This window comes from Micromonospora echinofusca, assembly GCF_900091445.1.
Taxonomy (GTDB): Bacteria; Actinomycetota; Actinomycetes; order Mycobacteriales; family Micromonosporaceae; genus Micromonospora; species Micromonospora echinofusca.
Genome location: NZ_LT607733.1, coordinates 4,173,064 through 4,188,949 on the forward strand (window position 1 = coordinate 4,173,064; position 15,886 = coordinate 4,188,949).

Annotated in this window: 18 protein-coding genes; 7 read left to right on the forward strand and 11 right to left on the reverse strand. The window is 73.9% G+C overall.

Going from position 1 to position 15,886, the window contains the following annotated elements; genetic code table 11:
* Positions 1-31: 31 nt before the first annotated feature.
* Positions 32-2,041 carry a threonine--tRNA ligase gene (gene thrS / locus GA0070610_RS17590; RefSeq protein ID WP_089001047.1) on the reverse strand — a complete coding sequence of 670 codons (2,010 nt, stop codon included), beginning with the start codon at positions 2,039-2,041 and terminating at the stop codon, positions 32-34.
* Positions 2,042-2,271: 230 nt separating this feature from the next.
* Between thrS and GA0070610_RS17595 the strand changes: the two genes are divergently transcribed.
* Positions 2,272-3,174, forward strand: a complete 903-nt coding sequence (locus tag GA0070610_RS17595; protein ID WP_172896544.1) for a DUF1775 domain-containing protein — start codon at positions 2,272-2,274, stop codon at positions 3,172-3,174.
* A gap of 45 nt (positions 3,175-3,219) precedes the next feature.
* Here GA0070610_RS17595 and GA0070610_RS17600 read toward each other — a convergent pair whose 3' ends face one another.
* Positions 3,220-4,140: an ADP-ribosylglycohydrolase family protein gene (locus tag GA0070610_RS17600; RefSeq protein WP_089001049.1), complete on the reverse strand. Its 921-nt coding sequence runs from the start codon at positions 4,138-4,140 to the stop codon at positions 3,220-3,222.
* A 74-nt stretch (positions 4,141-4,214) separates the two neighbouring features.
* Here GA0070610_RS17600 and GA0070610_RS17605 point away from each other — a divergent pair, with 74 nt between their 5' ends.
* Positions 4,215-4,904 carry a response regulator transcription factor gene (locus tag GA0070610_RS17605; protein ID WP_089001050.1) on the forward strand — a complete coding sequence of 230 codons (690 nt, stop codon included), beginning with the start codon at positions 4,215-4,217 and terminating at the stop codon, positions 4,902-4,904.
* A gap of 29 nt (positions 4,905-4,933) precedes the next feature.
* Complete coding sequence (locus GA0070610_RS17610) at positions 4,934-6,322, forward strand: HAMP domain-containing sensor histidine kinase (RefSeq protein WP_172896545.1); 1,389 nt, start codon at positions 4,934-4,936, stop codon at positions 6,320-6,322.
* 239 nt (positions 6,323-6,561) lie between these two features.
* Here GA0070610_RS17610 and GA0070610_RS17615 read toward each other — a convergent pair whose 3' ends face one another.
* Together GA0070610_RS17615 and GA0070610_RS17620 are read right to left on the reverse strand one after the other, a co-directional pair.
* Complete coding sequence (locus GA0070610_RS17615; RefSeq protein ID WP_089001051.1) at positions 6,562-7,584, reverse strand: adenosine deaminase; 1,023 nt, start codon at positions 7,582-7,584, stop codon at positions 6,562-6,564.
* Positions 7,581-8,378: a trans-aconitate 2-methyltransferase gene (locus GA0070610_RS17620; protein ID WP_089001052.1), complete on the reverse strand. Its 798-nt coding sequence runs from the start codon at positions 8,376-8,378 to the stop codon at positions 7,581-7,583. Before GA0070610_RS17620 ends, GA0070610_RS17615 begins: the two co-directional genes overlap by 4 nt.
* A gap of 84 nt (positions 8,379-8,462) precedes the next feature.
* On the opposite strand from GA0070610_RS17620, the gene GA0070610_RS17625 reads away from it, so the two are divergent.
* Complete coding sequence (locus GA0070610_RS17625) at positions 8,463-9,446, forward strand: aldo/keto reductase (protein WP_089001053.1); 984 nt, start codon at positions 8,463-8,465, stop codon at positions 9,444-9,446.
* A 40-nt stretch (positions 9,447-9,486) separates the two neighbouring features.
* Positions 9,487-9,681 carry a hypothetical protein gene (locus tag GA0070610_RS17630; protein WP_089001054.1) on the forward strand — a complete coding sequence of 65 codons (195 nt, stop codon included), beginning with the start codon at positions 9,487-9,489 and terminating at the stop codon, positions 9,679-9,681.
* 132 nt (positions 9,682-9,813) lie between these two features.
* Here GA0070610_RS17630 and GA0070610_RS17635 read toward each other — a convergent pair whose 3' ends face one another.
* The 7 genes from GA0070610_RS17635 to GA0070610_RS17665 all read right to left on the reverse strand — a co-directional run bounded on the left by GA0070610_RS17635 (position 9,814) and on the right by GA0070610_RS17665 (position 14,200).
* Positions 9,814-10,017 (reverse strand): cold-shock protein, encoded by a 204-nt coding sequence (locus GA0070610_RS17635; protein ID WP_007075740.1) that lies wholly within the window; start codon positions 10,015-10,017, stop codon positions 9,814-9,816.
* A gap of 292 nt (positions 10,018-10,309) precedes the next feature.
* Positions 10,310-10,582 carry a DUF4235 domain-containing protein gene (locus tag GA0070610_RS17640; RefSeq protein WP_089001055.1) on the reverse strand — a complete coding sequence of 91 codons (273 nt, stop codon included), beginning with the start codon at positions 10,580-10,582 and terminating at the stop codon, positions 10,310-10,312.
* Positions 10,579-10,929, reverse strand: a complete 351-nt coding sequence (locus tag GA0070610_RS17645) for a DUF3618 domain-containing protein (RefSeq protein WP_089001056.1) — start codon at positions 10,927-10,929, stop codon at positions 10,579-10,581. Before GA0070610_RS17645 ends, GA0070610_RS17640 begins: the two co-directional genes overlap by 4 nt.
* A complete protein-coding gene (locus tag GA0070610_RS17650; protein ID WP_089001057.1) occupies positions 10,926-11,360 on the reverse strand; it encodes a phage holin family protein in 435 nt (144 codons plus the stop codon). Before GA0070610_RS17650 ends, GA0070610_RS17645 begins: the two co-directional genes overlap by 4 nt.
* Before the next feature lie 311 nt (positions 11,361-11,671).
* Positions 11,672-12,868, reverse strand: a complete 1,197-nt coding sequence (locus tag GA0070610_RS17655; protein WP_089001058.1) for a mechanosensitive ion channel family protein — start codon at positions 12,866-12,868, stop codon at positions 11,672-11,674.
* An 83-nt stretch (positions 12,869-12,951) separates the two neighbouring features.
* Positions 12,952-13,773: a DUF1206 domain-containing protein gene (locus tag GA0070610_RS17660; protein WP_089001059.1), complete on the reverse strand. Its 822-nt coding sequence runs from the start codon at positions 13,771-13,773 to the stop codon at positions 12,952-12,954.
* Positions 13,774-13,834: 61 nt separating this feature from the next.
* Positions 13,835-14,200, reverse strand: a complete 366-nt coding sequence (locus tag GA0070610_RS17665; RefSeq protein WP_089001060.1) for a hypothetical protein — start codon at positions 14,198-14,200, stop codon at positions 13,835-13,837.
* A gap of 91 nt (positions 14,201-14,291) precedes the next feature.
* Here GA0070610_RS17665 and GA0070610_RS17670 point away from each other — a divergent pair, with 91 nt between their 5' ends.
* A complete protein-coding gene (locus GA0070610_RS17670; RefSeq protein ID WP_089001061.1) occupies positions 14,292-15,518 on the forward strand; it encodes a cysteine desulfurase-like protein in 1,227 nt (408 codons plus the stop codon).
* Positions 15,515-15,802, forward strand: a complete 288-nt coding sequence (locus GA0070610_RS17675; protein ID WP_089001062.1) for a GNAT family N-acetyltransferase — start codon at positions 15,515-15,517, stop codon at positions 15,800-15,802. Before GA0070610_RS17670 ends, GA0070610_RS17675 begins: the two co-directional genes overlap by 4 nt.
* The last annotated feature ends 84 nt before the right edge of the window (positions 15,803-15,886 follow it).

Here is a 15,886-nt window from a genome sequence, read left to right on the forward strand (position 1 = left end):
CCCGCGCGGGGGGCCTTCGGTGCGTGGCGGGTCAGGCGGCGGACGGCCCGGCGTTCGTCCGGGAGCCGACCACGTCCAGCACGTGGGCCACGGCGTCGGCGACCGGCACCCCGTTGCGCTGCGAGCCGTCCCGGTAGCGGAACGAGACGGTGCCCGCGGCCACGTCGTCGTCGCCGGCGATGACCATGAACGGGACCTTCTGCTGCTGGGCGGTGCGGATCTTCTTCTGCATCCGGTCGTCGCCCGCGTCGACCTGGGCGCGGACGCCCTCGGCCCGCAGGGTGGCGACGAAGTCGTGCAGGTAGTCGGTGTGGTCCTCGCGGATCGGGATGCCGACCACCTGCACCGGGGCCAGCCAGGCCGGGAACGCGCCCGCGTAGTGCTCGGTGAGCACGCCGACGAAGCGCTCGATCGAGCCGAACTTCGCGCAGTGGATCATGACCGGCTGCTGCCGGGTGCCGTCCGCCGCCTGGTACTCCAGCCCGAAGCCCTTGGGCTGGTTGAAGTCGTACTGGATGGTGGACATCTGCCAGGTGCGGCCGATCGCGTCCTTCGCCTGCACGGAGATCTTCGGGCCGTAGAAGGCCGCGCCGCCCGGGTCCGGCACGAGGTCCAGCCCGGTCTCCCGGGCGCACTCCTCCAGCACGGCGGTCGCCGTCGCCCAGTCCTCCTCGGTGCCGACGAACTTCTCCGGCTTGGACTCGTCGCGCGTCGACAGCTCCAGGTAGAAGTCGTCGATGCCGAAGTCCTTCAGCAGGCCGAGCACGAAGTTCAGCAGGTGCTTCACCTCGCCCGGCGCCTGCTCCTTCGTGCAGTACGAGTGCGAGTCGTCCTGGGTGAAGCCGCGCACCCGGGTCAGGCCGTGGATGACGCCGGACTTCTCGTACCGGTACACCGACCCGAACTCGAACAGCCGCATCGGCAGCTCCCGGTAGGAGCGCCCGCGCGAGCGGAAGATCAGGTTGTGCATCGGGCAGTTCATCGCCTTGAGGTAGTAGTCGGCGCCCTCGAACTCGATGGGCGGGAACATCCCGTCGGCGTAGTACGGCAGGTGACCCGAGGTGTGGAAGAGACCTTCCTTCGAGATGTGCGGGGTCCCGACGTACTGGAAGCCCTCCTCGATGTGGCGGGCCCGGACGTAGTCCTCCATCTCCCGCTTGATCACACCGCCCTTGGGGTGGAAGACCGGCAGGCCCGAGCCGATCTCGTCGGGGAAGCTGAACAGGTCCAGGTCCGCGCCGAGCTTGCGGTGGTCGCGCCGCGCGGCCTCCTCGAGCAGCTTCAGGTACGCCTTCAGCTCGTCGCGGGTCGGCCAGGCGGTGCCGTAGACCCGCTGGAGCTGCGGGTTCTTCTCCGAACCCCGCCAGTACGCGGCGGCCGAGCGCATCAGCTTGAACGCGCCGATGAGCCGGGTGTTCGGCAGGTGCGGGCCCCGGCACAGGTCCGACCAGCAGACCTTGTCCTCGTTGGCGGCGAGGTTGTCGTAGATGGTCAGCTCGCCGCCGCCCACCTCCATCACCTCGGAGGTGTCCAGCCCTTCGCCCTTGACGTCGATGAGCTCCAGCTTGAACGGTTCGGCGGCCAGCTCGGCCTTCGCCTCGTCGAGGCTGCCGAAGCGACGGCGGCGGAACCGCTGGCCGGACTTGACGATCTCCTGCATCCGCTTCTCGAGCTTGCCGAGGTCGTCCGGCTGGAACGGCTTGTCGACGGCGAAGTCGTAGTAGAAGCCGTTCTCGATGGGCGGGCCGATGCCGAGCTTGGCATCGGGGAAGACGTCCTGCACGGCCTGGGCGAGCACGTGCGCGGTCGAGTGGCGCAGCACGTCGAGCCCGTCCGGCGAGTCGAGGCTGACCGGCTCGACCTCGGTGTCGACCTGCGGGGCCCAGTCGAGGTCGCGCAGCTGGCCCTGCGGGTCGCGGACCACCACGACCGCCTTCGGGCCGGACGCGGGCAGACCGGCCGCGGCCACCGCGTCGGCCGCCGTGGTCCCGGCGGCGACGACGACGGGGTCGGCCACGGCGGGGGTACGGGGTGCGGACACGGTGACTCCTCCAGCAGACGGCACGGATGACGCCGAACGTTCGGCTCCTGCGATGCTATCGGTCGCCTCCGTCGCCACGGTGGCCGACGCCACCGCCCCGGGATCCGTGGGACGGGCGGCACCCCGTCGACGTCGGGCCCGGGCGGGTCGGGCGGTCGCGTTGAACCTTTCCGCCGCCGCATCCGAACTACCGGGTGTGGCCGGAGCCGATGCCGGCCCCGTGGAGACGGATGGGACCGACGATGGCGACGATGCACGGCACGCGCTCCCGCCGCCGGGCGGCGACGGTGGCGGTCCTGGTGGCGGCCGGGGTGCTGATCTGGCCCGCCCCGGCGTACGCGGCCGACGTGACGACCAGCCCGACACAGGCGCGCCAGGGCGGTTCGGTGAAGCTGGAGTTCGTGGTGCCCGACGAGCTGCCGGGCGCCCGCGCCGAGCGCATCGAGATCCGGCTGCCGGCCGACGCCCCGATCGCCGAGGTCTACCCGATGTCGGTGACCGGTTGGGCGCCCCGGATCACCTCCCGCAGGCTCGACCAGCCCCTCGCCGGCATCCACTCCGCCCGCGTCGACGAGGTCGCCAGCGCGGTGACCTGGATCCGGATGCCCGACGCGGCCCCCGGTCCGGCCCGGCTCACCCTCTCCATGGGGCCGCTGCCGCAGGCCGACCGGCTCACCTTCGAGGTGATCCGGACGTACGCCGACGGCACGGTCGTGCGCTGGGCCGGGCCGAGCGGGGCCCGCCGGGCGCCGGCGCTCACCCTGCTGCCGGCGGCCCCCGGCGCGGCGGCCGGACACGACGGACACGGCGCCGGTCCGGGGGCCGGAACGACCGGACACGGCGGCGGCCCGGCGGCCGGAACGCCGGCCGGCGGGGCTGACGGTGTACCGGGGGCGGCCGGCGGGGCTGGCGGCGTGCCGGGGACGGCGGCCGGGGGCGGGAACGCGGACGCGATGCTGGCCGCCGGGCTGCTCGCCGGCCTCGGCGGGGGCGCGGCGGTCGGCTGGCTGGTCAGCCGCTGGCGTCGCCGCGAGCCGGCCGACCCGGCCGACCTGTCGGTGCTGCGGGAGGTGCCGGCGGCTCCCGCCGACGCCGGGGCGCGATCCCCGGGCGGGCCGGCCGCCGCACACTGAGCGCGGCACGCGGCGTCGGCCGGTCGGTGCCGGACGCGGCGCGCGTCAGCCGGTCCAGTCCGGCAGGGGTTCGCGGGCGGCCAGCCAGTCGGTCGGCACCCCGCCCGGGGTACCGACCCCGGTGTGCGCGGCCACCACCGACCCGACGATCGCGGCGGTGGTGTCGACGTCCCCGCCGGCCTCGACGCAGGCGCGGATCGCCGCCGGGTAGTCGTCGAGGTGCACGGCGGCGACCCAGCAGGTGAAGGCGACGGTGTCCTGGGCGGTGACCCGGGAGCCGTTGCCGAGCACGTCGGCGGCCTCGGGGACCGACCGGTCGAGCAGGCCGGCCGCCCGGCGTACGCCCCGGTGCACCTCGGTGGTCGGGTCCAGCGCGGCGGTCACGCCGGCCAGCAGCCGGGCCGGGGCGGGCCGATGGCCGTCGAGGCGGGCGCGGGCGGCCAGCGACGCGGCCACCGCGACCGCCACCGCGCCGGCGACGCCCTCGGGGTGCGCGTGGGTCACCTCGGCCGACGCCCGGGCCTGCGCCGCCGCCCGTGGCGTGGAGTCGGCGAACCACGCGCCCAGCGGGCCGACCCGCATGGCCGCGCCGTTGCCGCAGGAACCCTGTCCGTCGAAGGCCGAGGCGGCCGCCACCGGCCACGGCGTGCCGGTGCGGATCAGCCGCAGGATGGTCACGGCGCCCGGCCCGTACCCCCGGTAGGGCTCGCAGCGCTCGGCGAAGGCCGTGGCGAGGGCGTCGGAGTCGATGCGGCCGCTGTCGGCGAGGGCGGCGACGACGGAGCAGGCCATCTCGGTGTCGTCGGTCCACTGCCACGGCGGCGGGGGCAGCTTCCCGGCGGCCAGGTCGCCGGGGTGCCGGCCGGGGACGAAGAACTGTGAGCCGAGCGCGTCGCCGACCGACAGGCCGGCGAGCGAGTCCCGGGCGAGCGCGAGACGGGTGTCGGGAAAGAGCGTGAAGGACATCGTTGTACCAGCTTGCGCCCTTGCCCCGTGCGCCGCAAACGCGATCGACTTGCCACCACGAGTACGGTCTTGCTGTGGCCACCGTGCTCCTGGTCGAAGACGATCACGTCGTACGCGGCGCGATGCTGCGATCCCTCGCCGACCGGGGGCACGCCGTGCACGCCGTCGGCACGGCGCTGGACGCGCTGCGCCGGGTGGCGGCCGAGACCCCCGACCTCGTGGTGCTCGACCTCGGGCTACCCGACCTCGACGGCTCGGACGCGCTGCGGATGCTGCGCGGCATCACCGACGTGCCGATCATCATCGCCACCGCCCGCGACGACGAGCAGTCGGTGGTCCGCCTACTGCGCGCCGGGGCCGACGACTACATGGTCAAGCCGTTCACCGGCGCGCACCTCGACGCGCGGATCACCACCGTGCTGCGCCGGGCCGGGCGGGCCAGCCGGACGGTGCAGCCGGCCGTGCACAGCGTCGGCGGACTGCGGGTGGACGTCGGCGAGCGCAGCGCCCACCTCGACGGTGAGCCGCTGGCGCTGACCCGCAAGGAATTCGACCTGCTGGCCTATCTCGCCGCCCGGCCGGGCCGGGTAGTGTCCCGCCGGGAACTTCTGGAGGAGGTATGGCGGCAGCCATCGGTCGGCGAGGACCAGACCATCGACGTTCACCTGTACTGGCTGCGCCGCAAAATGGGCGAGTCCGCGGCGAAGCCGCGCTACCTGCGCACCGTGCGGGGGGTCGGCTTCCGGCTGGTGGCGCCGGACTGAGGCCGTCGCTGGCCCTGCTCACGGCCGGCATGTGCACCCTGGTCGCGCTCGCGTTCCTCGTCCCGCTCGCCGTCGGTCTCGGTGACCGGGCGCGCGAGGAGGCCATCGCGGACGCGGCCCGGCGCAGCGCGCTGGTGACGGGCGCGCTCGCCGTCAGCACCGACCCCGCCGTGGTGCGGCGCGCCGTGGCGGCCAGCGGCGACGACCCGGCCACCCGGCCCGTCGTGCACGGGCTGGGGGTGGACGAGCCCACGGCCCGGGCCGACGCCGCGAGCCTGGCGCGGGCGCGGGCCGAGCGACGCTCCGTGGTCGTCGACGTCGAGGGTGGCGTGCTCCGGCTGGACCCGGTGGTGCTCGGCGACACCACGGCCGTGGTCGAGGTCTTCGTGCCCGAGTCGGCGCTGGCCGGCAACAGCCGGTGGCTGCTGCTGCTCGGGGTGGCCGCCGCCCTGGTGGGCGCCACGGTGCTGGTGGTCGACCGGGTCGCCGCCCGCGCGGTCGACTCGGCCCGGGGCCTGGTCCGCGCGGCGCTCGCGATCGGCGACGGCGACCAGGGCGTACGCGTCGACCCGAGCGGCCCGCGGGAGCTGGCCGAGGCCGGGCACGCCTTCAACAGGATGGCCGACCGGCTGGACGCGGCCCGTACCGACGAGCGGGAACTGGTCGCCGACCTGTCGCACCGCCTGCGTACCCCGCTGACGGTGCTGCGGCTCGACGCCGAGGCGCTGGAGTCCGACGACACCAGCGTGGGCTCGTTCAGCGAGGCGGAGCTGGACCGCCGCCGGGGCATCCGGCGGATCCGGCAGGCGATCGTCACCCTCGAGGGCGAGATCGACGTGCTGATCAAGACCACCCGCAAGGCCGTCGCGCACGAGGCCGGGCCGGCGATGTGCGACGTCAGCGAGGTGGTACGCGACCGGATGGTGTTCTGGGCCGCCCTGGCCGGCGACCAGAACCGCCCGCACCGGGTCAGCGGCGCCCAGCTGCGCATCCCCGCGCCGGTGCCCCGGGCCGAGCTGGCCGCCGCGCTGGACGCGGTGATCGGCAACGTCTTCCGCTACACCCCGCAGGGCACCGCGTTCGAGGTGGCGGTCTCCCGCCGCGACGGGTACGTGGCCATCCGGATCGACGACGCCGGCCCGGGGATCGCCAACCCGGACCGGGCCCTGCGCCGGGGCGCCAGCGACCAGGGCTCGACGGGGCTGGGGCTCGACATCGCCAAGCGGGTGTCGTTGCAGGCGAACGGCTCGGTGAGCATCGACCGGGCGCGGCTGGGCGGGGCGAGCGTGGTGATGCTGCTCGCCGACCCGGAGGCGACGCCCCGGCAGGTCAGCCGCTTCGGGCTGGTCGGCCGGCTGGCCCGGGAGCAGAAGACCGGCAGCCGCCGCTGGCCCCGGCAGCGGCCCACCGACGACTGACGCGGCGGCCCGCACGTCGGTCGGCTTTCCCGTCCCGGTTGTGCGGCGGCGCAAGTCTTCCTTAGATCGGAATTAACCGCGCTGCCGTGGCGTGCCGGCGCTGACAGGATCGAATCCGAACCCATCAGTTCCACCGGCCAATGCCTCGGGGCACCCCACCGGTCGGTGGAGCCGGGCGCGCGGCGGGAGACTCGGTCCCCCCACACCTCCTCCCGCCGCGCGCCGTCCCCTCTCCGCGCTCAGCGGGTGGCGGCCAGGTGGGCGTCGATCTCGGCGGTGATCCGCCGCTTCCCCGCCGGATCCAGGAACGAGGCGGTCACCGCGTCGCGGGCCAGCGCGGCCAGCCCCGCCGGCCCCGCGTCGAGCAGCCGGGCCGCGACGGCGTACTCGTCGTTGAGGGTGGTGCCGAACATCGGCGGGTCGTCGGAGTTGATGGTGACCAGCAGGCCGGCGTCGACCAGCTGCCGCAGCGGGTGCTCCTCGATGGCGGCGACCGCCCGGGTACGCACGTTGGAGGTCGGGCAGACCTCCATGCCGATGCGGTGCTCGGCGAGGTACGCCAGCAGCTCCGGATCCCGGGCGGCGGAGATGCCGTGCCCGATCCGCTCGGCGCCGAGCTCGCGCAGCGCGTCCCAGACGGTCTCGGGACCGGTGGTCTCGCCGGCGTGCGGCACCGAGCGCAGCCCGGCCGCCCGGGCCCGGTCGAAGTACGGCTTGAACTGCGGCCGGGGCACCCCGATCTCGGGGCCGCCGAGGCCGAAGCTGATCAGCCCGTCCGGGCGCTGCTCCAGGGAGATGCGCAGCGTCTCCTCGGCAGCCGCCAGGCCGGCCTCGCCGGGGATGTCGAAGCACCAGCGCAGCTCGATGCCGAAGTCGGCCTCGGCCCGCTTGCGGGCGTCCTCGATCGCCTCGCAGAAGGCGGGCGCGGGGATCCCCCGGTGCACGTGCGAGTAGGGCGTGACGGTCAGCTCGGCGTAGCGGACCTGCTGGCGGGCCAGCTCGCGGGCGACCTCGTGGGTGAGCAGCCAGACGTCGTCGGGGTCGCGGATGAGGTCCACGACGCTCAGGTAGACCTCGATGAAGTGCGCGAAGTCGCGGAAGGCGAAGTAGTCGGCGAGCGCGGCCGGGTCGGCGGGCACGGGGCTGCGGCCCTCGTGGCGGGCCGCCAGCTCGGCGACGATCCGGGGCGAGGCGGAGCCGACGTGGTGCACGTGCAGCTCCACCTTGGGCAGTCCGGCAATGAAGGTTTGCAGGTCGGTCACAGGTTCTCCTCTGCGCGGGCGCCGGTGCGGGCGACGAAGAAGACGCGGCGGAACGGGAAGTGCACCTGAGCGTGCCGCACCGGGTACGCCTCGGCGAGGCGTACGCCCAGCTCGGCCCGGAAGTCGGACCAGCGGTCGGCGTCCAGGGCCGCCCGGATTGGCCGCAGCGCGGTGCCCTCCAGCCAGCTCAACACGGGATGGTCCGCGTCGGCGCGGGCCGGCAGCAGGTGCACGTAGGTAGTCTCCCAGGCGTCCACCACGCAGCCGGCACCGGTCACAAGCTCCGCGTAGCCGACGGCGGTGTCGTCGGCCGGGGGCCGGCGCAGCAGGGGCGCCACGTCGGCGCGCCACGCCGGCCGATCGGCGACCTCGCGCAGCGCCCGGTGCGAGGGCGCGTCGAAGTTGCCCGGCACCTGCACGGCCAGCCGGGCGCCGGCGGGCAGTTCCCGGACCCAGCGGGTCAGCAGTTCCCGGTGCCCGGGCACCCACTGGAGCACGGCGTTGCTGACCACCACGTCCACGTCGGACGCGGGGCGCCAGTGCCGCACGTCGCCCACGGCGAAGCGGATCCCGGGGGCGGTGGCGGCGGCCCGGTCGATCATCTCGGGCGAGGAGTCGAGGCCGGCGACCCGGCTGTCCGGCCACCGCTGGGCGAGGGTGGCGGTCAGGTTGCCCGGGCCGCAGCCGAGGTCGACCACCGCGCGCGGTCGCTGCGCCGGGACCCGGGCGAGCAGGTCGTGGAAGGGCCGGGAGCGCTCGTCGCCGTAGCGCAGGTACGTCGTCGGATCCCACATCGTCGCCTCCCAAACCGTACGTCCGTCTTGTTAACCGTACGGGCCGACGCGCGGCACGACAAGGCGATCACTAGGCTCAGTCCCATGCAGCAGCGCACCTTCCCCCGGCTGGGGCGGCACGTCGGGGTGATCGGGCTGGGCGCCTGGCAGCTCGGCGCGGACTGGGGCGCGGTCAGCGAGGCCGACGCCACCGCCGTGCTGAGCACCGCCGTCGAGTCGGGGGTCACCTTCCTCGACACGGCGGACGTCTACGGCGACGGGCGCAGCGAGCAGCTCATCGGGCGGTTCCTGCGCAGCCGGCCCGACGCCGCGCTGACCGTGGCCACCAAGATGGGCCGCCGGGTCGCGCAGACGCCCGAGGCGTACACCGTGGCGCACTTCCGCGAGTGGACCGACCGGTCCCGGCGCAACCTCGGCACCGACATCCTGGACCTGGTGCAGCTGCACTGCCCGCCCTCCGCCGTCGTCGCCGACGACGCCGTCTTCGACGCGCTGGACACCCTGGTCGCCGAGGAGCGGATCGCCGGCTACGGGGTGAGCGTGGAGACCTGCGACCAGGCGCTCACCGCCATCGCCCGACCGGGCGTGGCCAGCGTCCAGATCATCCTCAACGCGCTGCGGCACAAGCCCCTCGACCGGGTGCTCCCGGCCGCTGCCGCCGCCGGGGTCGGCATCGTCGCCCGGGTCCCGCTGGCCAGCGGGCTGCTCTCCGGCCGGTACGACGAGCACACCACCTTCGCCGCCGACGACCACCGCACCTACAACCGGCACGGCGAGGCGTTCGACGTCGGCGAGACCTTCTCCGGCGTGGACTTCACGCTCGGCCTGGCCGCCGTACGCCGGCTGGCGCCGCTGGTCGGCGACGGGCGCACCATGGCCCAGTTCGCGCTGCGCTGGGTCGTCGACCAGCCCGGGGTCACCGTGGTCATTCCCGGCGCCCGGGACGCCACCCAGGCCCGGGGCAACGCCGCCGTGGCCGGTCAGGCGCCGTTGACGCGACGGGAACTGGCGGCGGTGGCGGAGGTCTACGACGAACTCGTCCGCCCCCGGGTGCACGACCGGTGGTGAGCCGGGCGACCGGGATCCGGACCGACGGAGGGGGAACGCGATGAAGGGCTGGCTGCCGCTGACCCTCGGACTGCTCGCCGTTGTCGGCGGTGCGTTGTGGACGGTGCAGGGCCTCGGCTACGTCGAGGGCAGCGTCATGACCGACCGGCGGTTCTGGGCCGCCCTCGGGCCGCTCGTCGTCCTGGTCGGACTCGTCGTGCTCTGGTTCGGACTGCGCGCCCGCAGGCGCCGCTGAGCGCCCCCACAGCCGCCCCACCGGTCCGGCGTCCTGGTACGCGGAAAGCCCCGCATCCCGGCCGGAATACGGGGCTTCGCTGTGATCCGGGCGCCGGATCACCACTGGCCGGCGGCTGCCGACCGGCACTGCTCAGATGGGGCGGACCTGCTCGGCCTGCGGACCCTTCTGACCCTGGGCGATCTCGAACTCCACCCGCTGGTTCTCCTCCAGCGTGCGGTAGCCGCTGGTCTGGATGGCCGAGAAGTGGACGAACACGTCAGCACCCCCGCCGTCGACGGTGATGAAGCCGAAGCCCTTGTCTGCGTTGAACCACTTCACGGTTCCCTGCGCCATGTGTATCTCCTTCTAAAACTGGCGGCCGAGCACGCCGTGCGGCCGATTGGCCGTTTTCGAGCAGCGGTGCCTGAGGCGGCCCCCACGAAGGAGACTTCACTCAACCCACGCCATCTCTCAACAGCGTGGAACAGCAAACCACGTAGCGAAAACTCTGCACAGACTACCGGACGAAATTCTTCGACATGTGACCTGACGGATGCCGAAGATCCGCTGGGTGGGCCCTTGCCCCCGTGCGAAAAGACCCCCGCACCATCGCGCCGGTGCGGGGATCCTTTTCGTCGTCTTCCGGTCAGTCCGGCCAGCTTCCGGTGAACCGGCGTACGCCCACCGCGCCACCCCGGTCGACGGCGGCCCGGACGACCGCGAAGATCGCGCCCTGCAACGCCGCCGCCGCCAGGACCTCGCCCCAGCCGCGGTCCTCGTCGGTGGCGCTGGGCGCCTCGCCGTCGCCCGCCGTCATCTTCCACACCTGCCGGAAGATCGCGCCCGCGACCGTACCGGCGGCGATGCCCATCAGCACGCCGACCGGCTTGTACGCGGCCTTCCCGATACCCCTGCTCACCGCTGCCTCCCCCGAACGATCACCAACACGATCACCGCGGCCACCGCCCCGGCCGCGAGGGCGACGAACGGCGTCGGGTTACGCCGTACGACCGCGCCCGTCTCCTGCGCCTGGCCCCGCGCGAGCTGCGCCTTCTGCGTCGCCTGCCCGCGCACCCGGGCCACGGTCTGCGCGGCCTGGTCCCGCACCCGCTCCTTCGCCTGGTCGGCGGAGGACCTCAGGCGCGCCTTGACGTCGGCCTTGGCCGCCAACGCCTCCATCGTCTCGCCCAGCTCGACCCGGGTCCGCCGGATCTCCTCCCGCAGCGCCTCGGTGTCGCCGGTGCCCCGGCCGTTGCCCGTCGTCATGCCCGTCCCCTGTCCTTCACGGCGGCGGCGACCGTGTCCACGTCCGCCCGGACGCTACGGACCGCGGCCTGCGGCACCGGTGGGACCGCCTGGCTGACCTGCTTCTTGCCCACCAGGGCCAGGATGCCGGCCATCGCGAAGAGCACCACCGCGACGATCAGGGCCGCCGCCCAGGCCGGCAGCACCAGGTCGAGCAGCAGGATCGCGGTGGCGACCAGGGCGCCCAGGCCGTAGAGCGCCAGCGCCCCGCCACCACCGAAGAGACCGATACCGATACCGGCGTGCTTGCCCTTCTCGGTCAGCTCCGCCCGGGCCAGGGCCAGTTCGTCGCGGACCAGGCGGGAGACCTGCTCCGTGGCCCGCTGCACCAGCTCGGCGGTGGACGGCTCGCTCCCGTCGCGGGATGTGCGGGCGTTCGCCACGTCAGCCATGCTGTCCTCCTTTCATCATCACCGCGCTGTATGCCCGGAGTCGTCGCCCGTCAATCCTTCGCCGGTGCACCCGGACCGCCGGGCCCCCGAGCCGCCGCACGGTGCACGGCGCGGAAGAAGGTGCAGAAGCGTCGCGCAGCAGGTCCCCACGAAACGCCCGGTCAAACTTCCCGAGCCAACCCACTCCGCCCGGTCACCCCAGGAGGCACAACCCCACCCACACCTCCAACCACCCCCGCCCCCCACAGGTCACGCCCAATCCGCCCGACCGAGGTGGGGGTGGGGATCGGCCGAGGTGGGGGTGGGGTGGGTCAGCGGCGGGCGTCGGCGGGTTCGTCGGGGCCGACGAAGGCCTCGCTGCGGGCGTCGCCGTCGTCGCTGCCGCCGAAGACCCGCGCGTCGTCGGGTACGTCGGCGTCGGTGCGGCGGCGCACCGGCCGGCGGGGGCGTACCCACTGCCACGGCAGGTTGCTCTCCACGTCCCCGATCTCGGTACGCATCCGGGGCATGGCGGTCGGCCGGTGGTCCCGGATCCAGGCGACCAGGTGCTCGCGCACCAGGCAGCGCAGGTCCCACAGGCTGCCGGCGTCGGCGGCGCTGACCAGGGCGCGCACCTTGACCGTTCCGCCGGTCGCGTCGGTCACCTGGAGTACGCAGACCCGGCCGTCCCACAGCTCGGTGCCCTCGGCGAGGCGGCGCAGCTCCTCCCGCATGGCCTGCACCGGGATCGCCCAGTCGACGTCGAACTCGGCGGTGCCCAGCACCGCCGCCTCGGTGCGGGTCCAGTTCTGGAACGGCTTGCTGGTGAAGTACGAGGTGGGCAGGATCAGCCGCCGGTCGTCCCAGATCTGCACGACCACGTAGCTGAGCGTCAACTCCTCGATGCGGCCCCACTCCCCCTCGACCACCACCACGTCGTCGAGGCGGACCGCGTCGCTGAAGGCGAGCTGGAGGCCGGCGAAGACGTTGCCCAGCAGGCTCTGCGCGGCCAGCGCGGCGACCACACCGACCACACCGGCGCTGGTCAGCACGCCGGCGCCGATGCCGCGTACGGCCGGGAAGGTCATCAGCATCACGCCGACCGCCAGCACCACGATGACCGCGATCGTCAGCCGGCGCAGCATGACCACCTGGGTCCGTACGCGCCGCGCGTGCCGGTTGTCCGGCACGTCGACCCGGAAGCGGGCCAGGGCGGTGTCCTCGGCCACGACGAGCAGCGAGGCGACCAGCCAGGCGACGCTGGCGATCACGCCGAGCACCAGCAGGTGCAGCAGCACCTGCCGCCACTGGTCGCCGACCGCGTAGCCGGTGCTGAACCGCACGGCGAACTGGACGGCGACGACGGTGGCGGCCACCTGGATCGAGCGGTGCGCGTGATCCGTCAGCTCGGTCAGCAGCAGCGAACGCCGGCCGACCCGCCGGATCACGCGGTGCGCGACCTCGACCGCGAACAGGGCGATCGCCGCCGCGGCGAGCGCGGCGACGATCGTCCCGAGGTAGCTCTGCACAGGTTCTTTCCTCCCCCTGACGCCGGATGCCCGTTTCGGGCAAAGGCCCAATGGTGCCCGGCGACACCGGAATCGACCAGGTCTCAGACCTTGCGATACCGGGACTGGAGGAAGCAGAAGACGCCGAAGGCGGCGATACCGAGCGCCACCAGGGTGAGCAGGATCTGGCCGTACGCCTGGTCGCGCAGCGTGCGCAGGGCCGCGTCCAGACCGCGGGCCTTCTCGGGGTCGTAGTTGACGGCGGCCAGGATGATCAGCAGGCCGGAGATGCCGTACGCGACGCCCTTGGCGATGTAGCCGGCCATGCCCAGCCGGCGGGTGAGCTGACGCGTCTTGGCGTTCATCTCGCCGGTCTTGAGGTGCTTCTCGAACCGCTTGATCAGCCCGTAGATCACCAGGCCGACGCCGATCGCGGCGAGGCCGAGCCCGGCCAGGCCGACCAGCCAGCGGCCACCGGAGGACTCCATGAGCTTGCCGGTCAGCGCCTCCTGCTGGTCGGCGCTGTTGGAGCCGGCGTCCTTGAAGACCTTGAAGGCCGTCCAGGCGAAGTAGAGGTAGACGATGGTCCGCCCCAGGGAGGCGAGCCGCTCCCAGACGCGCTCCTTGCCGCGCTCGGCGCGGTGCCCGACGGCCGCCTCCAGCGCCTGCCAGATCGCCATGGCGAGCAGGCCGACCGCGATGGTGATGACGAGGAACTTGCCCAGCGGCTGGGCGGCGAGGGTGCGCAGCGCGCCGGACTGGTCGCCGTCGTCGCCGGCCTTGCCGAACGCGATCTGCAACGCCAGCCAGGCGAACAGGAGGTGCACGATGCCATAGCCGATGAAACCGACTCTGGCCAACAGTTCGAGCCACCTGCTGTTCGCCGTGCGGGAGGCGGTGGCTTCGGCGTTCCGGGTGAGTGACATGGCGCCACAATCACCGAATACGAAGATTTCCAAACGTCGGGCCACCGCCGCCCCGGCCAGGTCAGTTGCCGGGGTTCTTCGACACCCTGATCTTGACTTCCTGGTCGGTGACGCTGTCCAGCGTCACCGCGAAGCCGCCGACCTCGGTGGCCTGCTGGCCCATCGTCAGCGACAGCTGCTCGCCGGCGACCTCGACGGTCACCTGGTCGTCCTGTGCGCCGATGAGCTTGGCCTCCACGCCGAGGATGTTGGCGCTGGCGTTCACGCCCCGGTCGAAGGTGACCGTGCAGGCGTCCAGGCCGCAGTCGGTGCTGGCGCCCTCGGAGCTGCAACCGGCGAGCACGGCGACGCCGAGCGCGAGCCCGGCCAGCAGGCCGGCAGCCCGGCGGGTGGGGGTCAGCGGGAAGGCAACACGTCGTCTCGTCACCCCGCCAAGGGTACGAGACGTCGGCCACTGCGGCAGCGCGTGATCATCCGCCGAGGTGAGGGGCCCGCGGCGGGGCGTTAGGGTCCCCGGCATGCCGTTCGACATCGCCCGCACCCGGGCCGCCTACCCCGCCCTCGCCGAGGGCTTCGTCCACCTCGACGGGGCCGGGGGCACCCAGACCGCCGCCGGAGTCGTCGACGCGGTCACCGCCGCCATGCGGGCGGCGGTGGGCAACCGCAGCGCCGCCTTCGCGCCCGGCCGGCGGTCGCTGGAGATGGTGGCCGCCGCCCGCTCGGCGGTGGCCGACCTGCTCGGTGCCGAGCCCGACGGCGTGGTGCTGGGGCCGAGCGCGACGGCGCTGACGTACACCCTGGCCCGGACCCTGGGCGCCGGGTGGCGGCCCGGCGACGAGGTCGTGGTGTCGCGGCTGGACCACGACGCGAACGTACGCCCCTGGGTGCAGGCCGCCGAGGCGGCCGGCGCGACGGTGCGCTGGGCCGAGTTCGACCGGGACACCGCGGAGCTGCCGGCGGCCCGCTACGCCGAACTGGTCGGCGAGCGGACCCGGCTGGTCGCGGTGACCGCGGGCAGCAACGCGACCGGCACCGTCCCGGACGTGGCGGCGATCGCCGCGACCGCGCACGCCGCCGGCGCGCTGGTCTGCGTCGACGGGGTGCACTCGGTGCCGCACGGCCCCACCGACGTCGCCGCCCTGGGCGCCGACTTCCTGGTCACCAGCGCCTACAAGTGGTCGGGGCCGCACCTGGCCGCGATGGTGGCCGCGCCCGCGACGTGGGAGCGGCTGCGTCCGGCGAAGCTGCTGCCCTCCTCCGACGCGGTGCCGGACCGCTTCGAGTACGGCACCCCGAGCTTCCCCCTGCTGGCCGGCGTGGCCGCCGCCGTGGACCACCTGGCGGGCCTGGACCCGACGGCCACCGGCAGCCGGCGCGAACGGCTGCTCGCCGGGCTGGGCGCCGCGCAGGCGTACGAGGAGGCGCTGCTTCAGCGGCTGCTCGCCGGGCTGGCCGCGCTGCCCGGCGTCACGGTGCTCGGCTCCCCCGTCCGGCGCTGCCCGACGGTGTCCTTCCGGCTGGCCGGGCTCTCGCCGCAGCGGACCCAGGAGGAGCTGGGCGCGGCCGGGTTCTGTCTCTCCGCCGGCGACTACTACGCGTACGAGTACTTCCAGGCGATGGGGCTGCGCGACAGCGGCGGGGCGGTGCGGGCCAGCCTCTACCACTACAACACGGCCGACGAGGTGGACCGGTTGCTCGGCGAACTGGACCGGCTCGCCGCCGGCGGGGGCAGAATGGCCGGGTGAGCACCCTGGTCGAGGACAACCCCGCCAAGCACCGGTTCGAGATCCTGGTCGACGACGCGCTGGCCGGGTTCACCGCGTACCTGCCGCGCGGCGAGGTGCTGGTCTTCACCCACACCGAGATCGACCCGAGGTTCCAGAACATGGGCGTCGGCGCGGCCCTGGTTCGGGGCACCCTCGACCAGGTGCGCAAGCGCGGCACGACGGTGGTGCCGCGCTGCCCGTTCATGGCGGCCTTCATCGACCGTCACCTCGAATACGCCGACCTGGTCACCCCCGAGCCGTAACCGGGGGCGCCGGGATGCTCCGGCGCCCCTCGACGGCGGGGGACGCCGGGGCACCGCCGCAACGGTCCGAGGAGGCGCGGGAGC

Coding starts and splice junctions, on each gene's coding strand:
- GA0070610_RS17650 (WP_089001057.1), bottom strand. CDS start 11,360: ATGGCTGACGTGGCGAACGCCCGCACATCCCGCGACGGGAGCGAGCCG.
- GA0070610_RS17620 (WP_089001052.1), bottom strand. CDS start 8,378: ATGTGGGATCCGACGACGTACCTGCGCTACGGCGACGAGCGCTCCCGG.
- GA0070610_RS17595 (WP_172896544.1), top strand. CDS start 2,272: ATGGGACCGACGATGGCGACGATGCACGGCACGCGCTCCCGCCGCCGG.
- GA0070610_RS17610 (WP_172896545.1), top strand. CDS start 4,934: ATGTGCACCCTGGTCGCGCTCGCGTTCCTCGTCCCGCTCGCCGTCGGT.
- GA0070610_RS17635 (WP_007075740.1), bottom strand. CDS start 10,017: ATGGCGCAGGGAACCGTGAAGTGGTTCAACGCAGACAAGGGCTTCGGC.
- GA0070610_RS17600 (WP_089001049.1), bottom strand. CDS start 4,140: ATGTCCTTCACGCTCTTTCCCGACACCCGTCTCGCGCTCGCCCGGGAC.
- GA0070610_RS17630 (WP_089001054.1), top strand. CDS start 9,487: ATGAAGGGCTGGCTGCCGCTGACCCTCGGACTGCTCGCCGTTGTCGGC.
- GA0070610_RS17645 (WP_089001056.1), bottom strand. CDS start 10,929: ATGACGACGGGCAACGGCCGGGGCACCGGCGACACCGAGGCGCTGCGG.
- GA0070610_RS17625 (WP_089001053.1), top strand. CDS start 8,463: ATGCAGCAGCGCACCTTCCCCCGGCTGGGGCGGCACGTCGGGGTGATC.
- GA0070610_RS17660 (WP_089001059.1), bottom strand. CDS start 13,773: ATGTCACTCACCCGGAACGCCGAAGCCACCGCCTCCCGCACGGCGAAC.
- GA0070610_RS17670 (WP_089001061.1), top strand. CDS start 14,292: ATGCCGTTCGACATCGCCCGCACCCGGGCCGCCTACCCCGCCCTCGCC.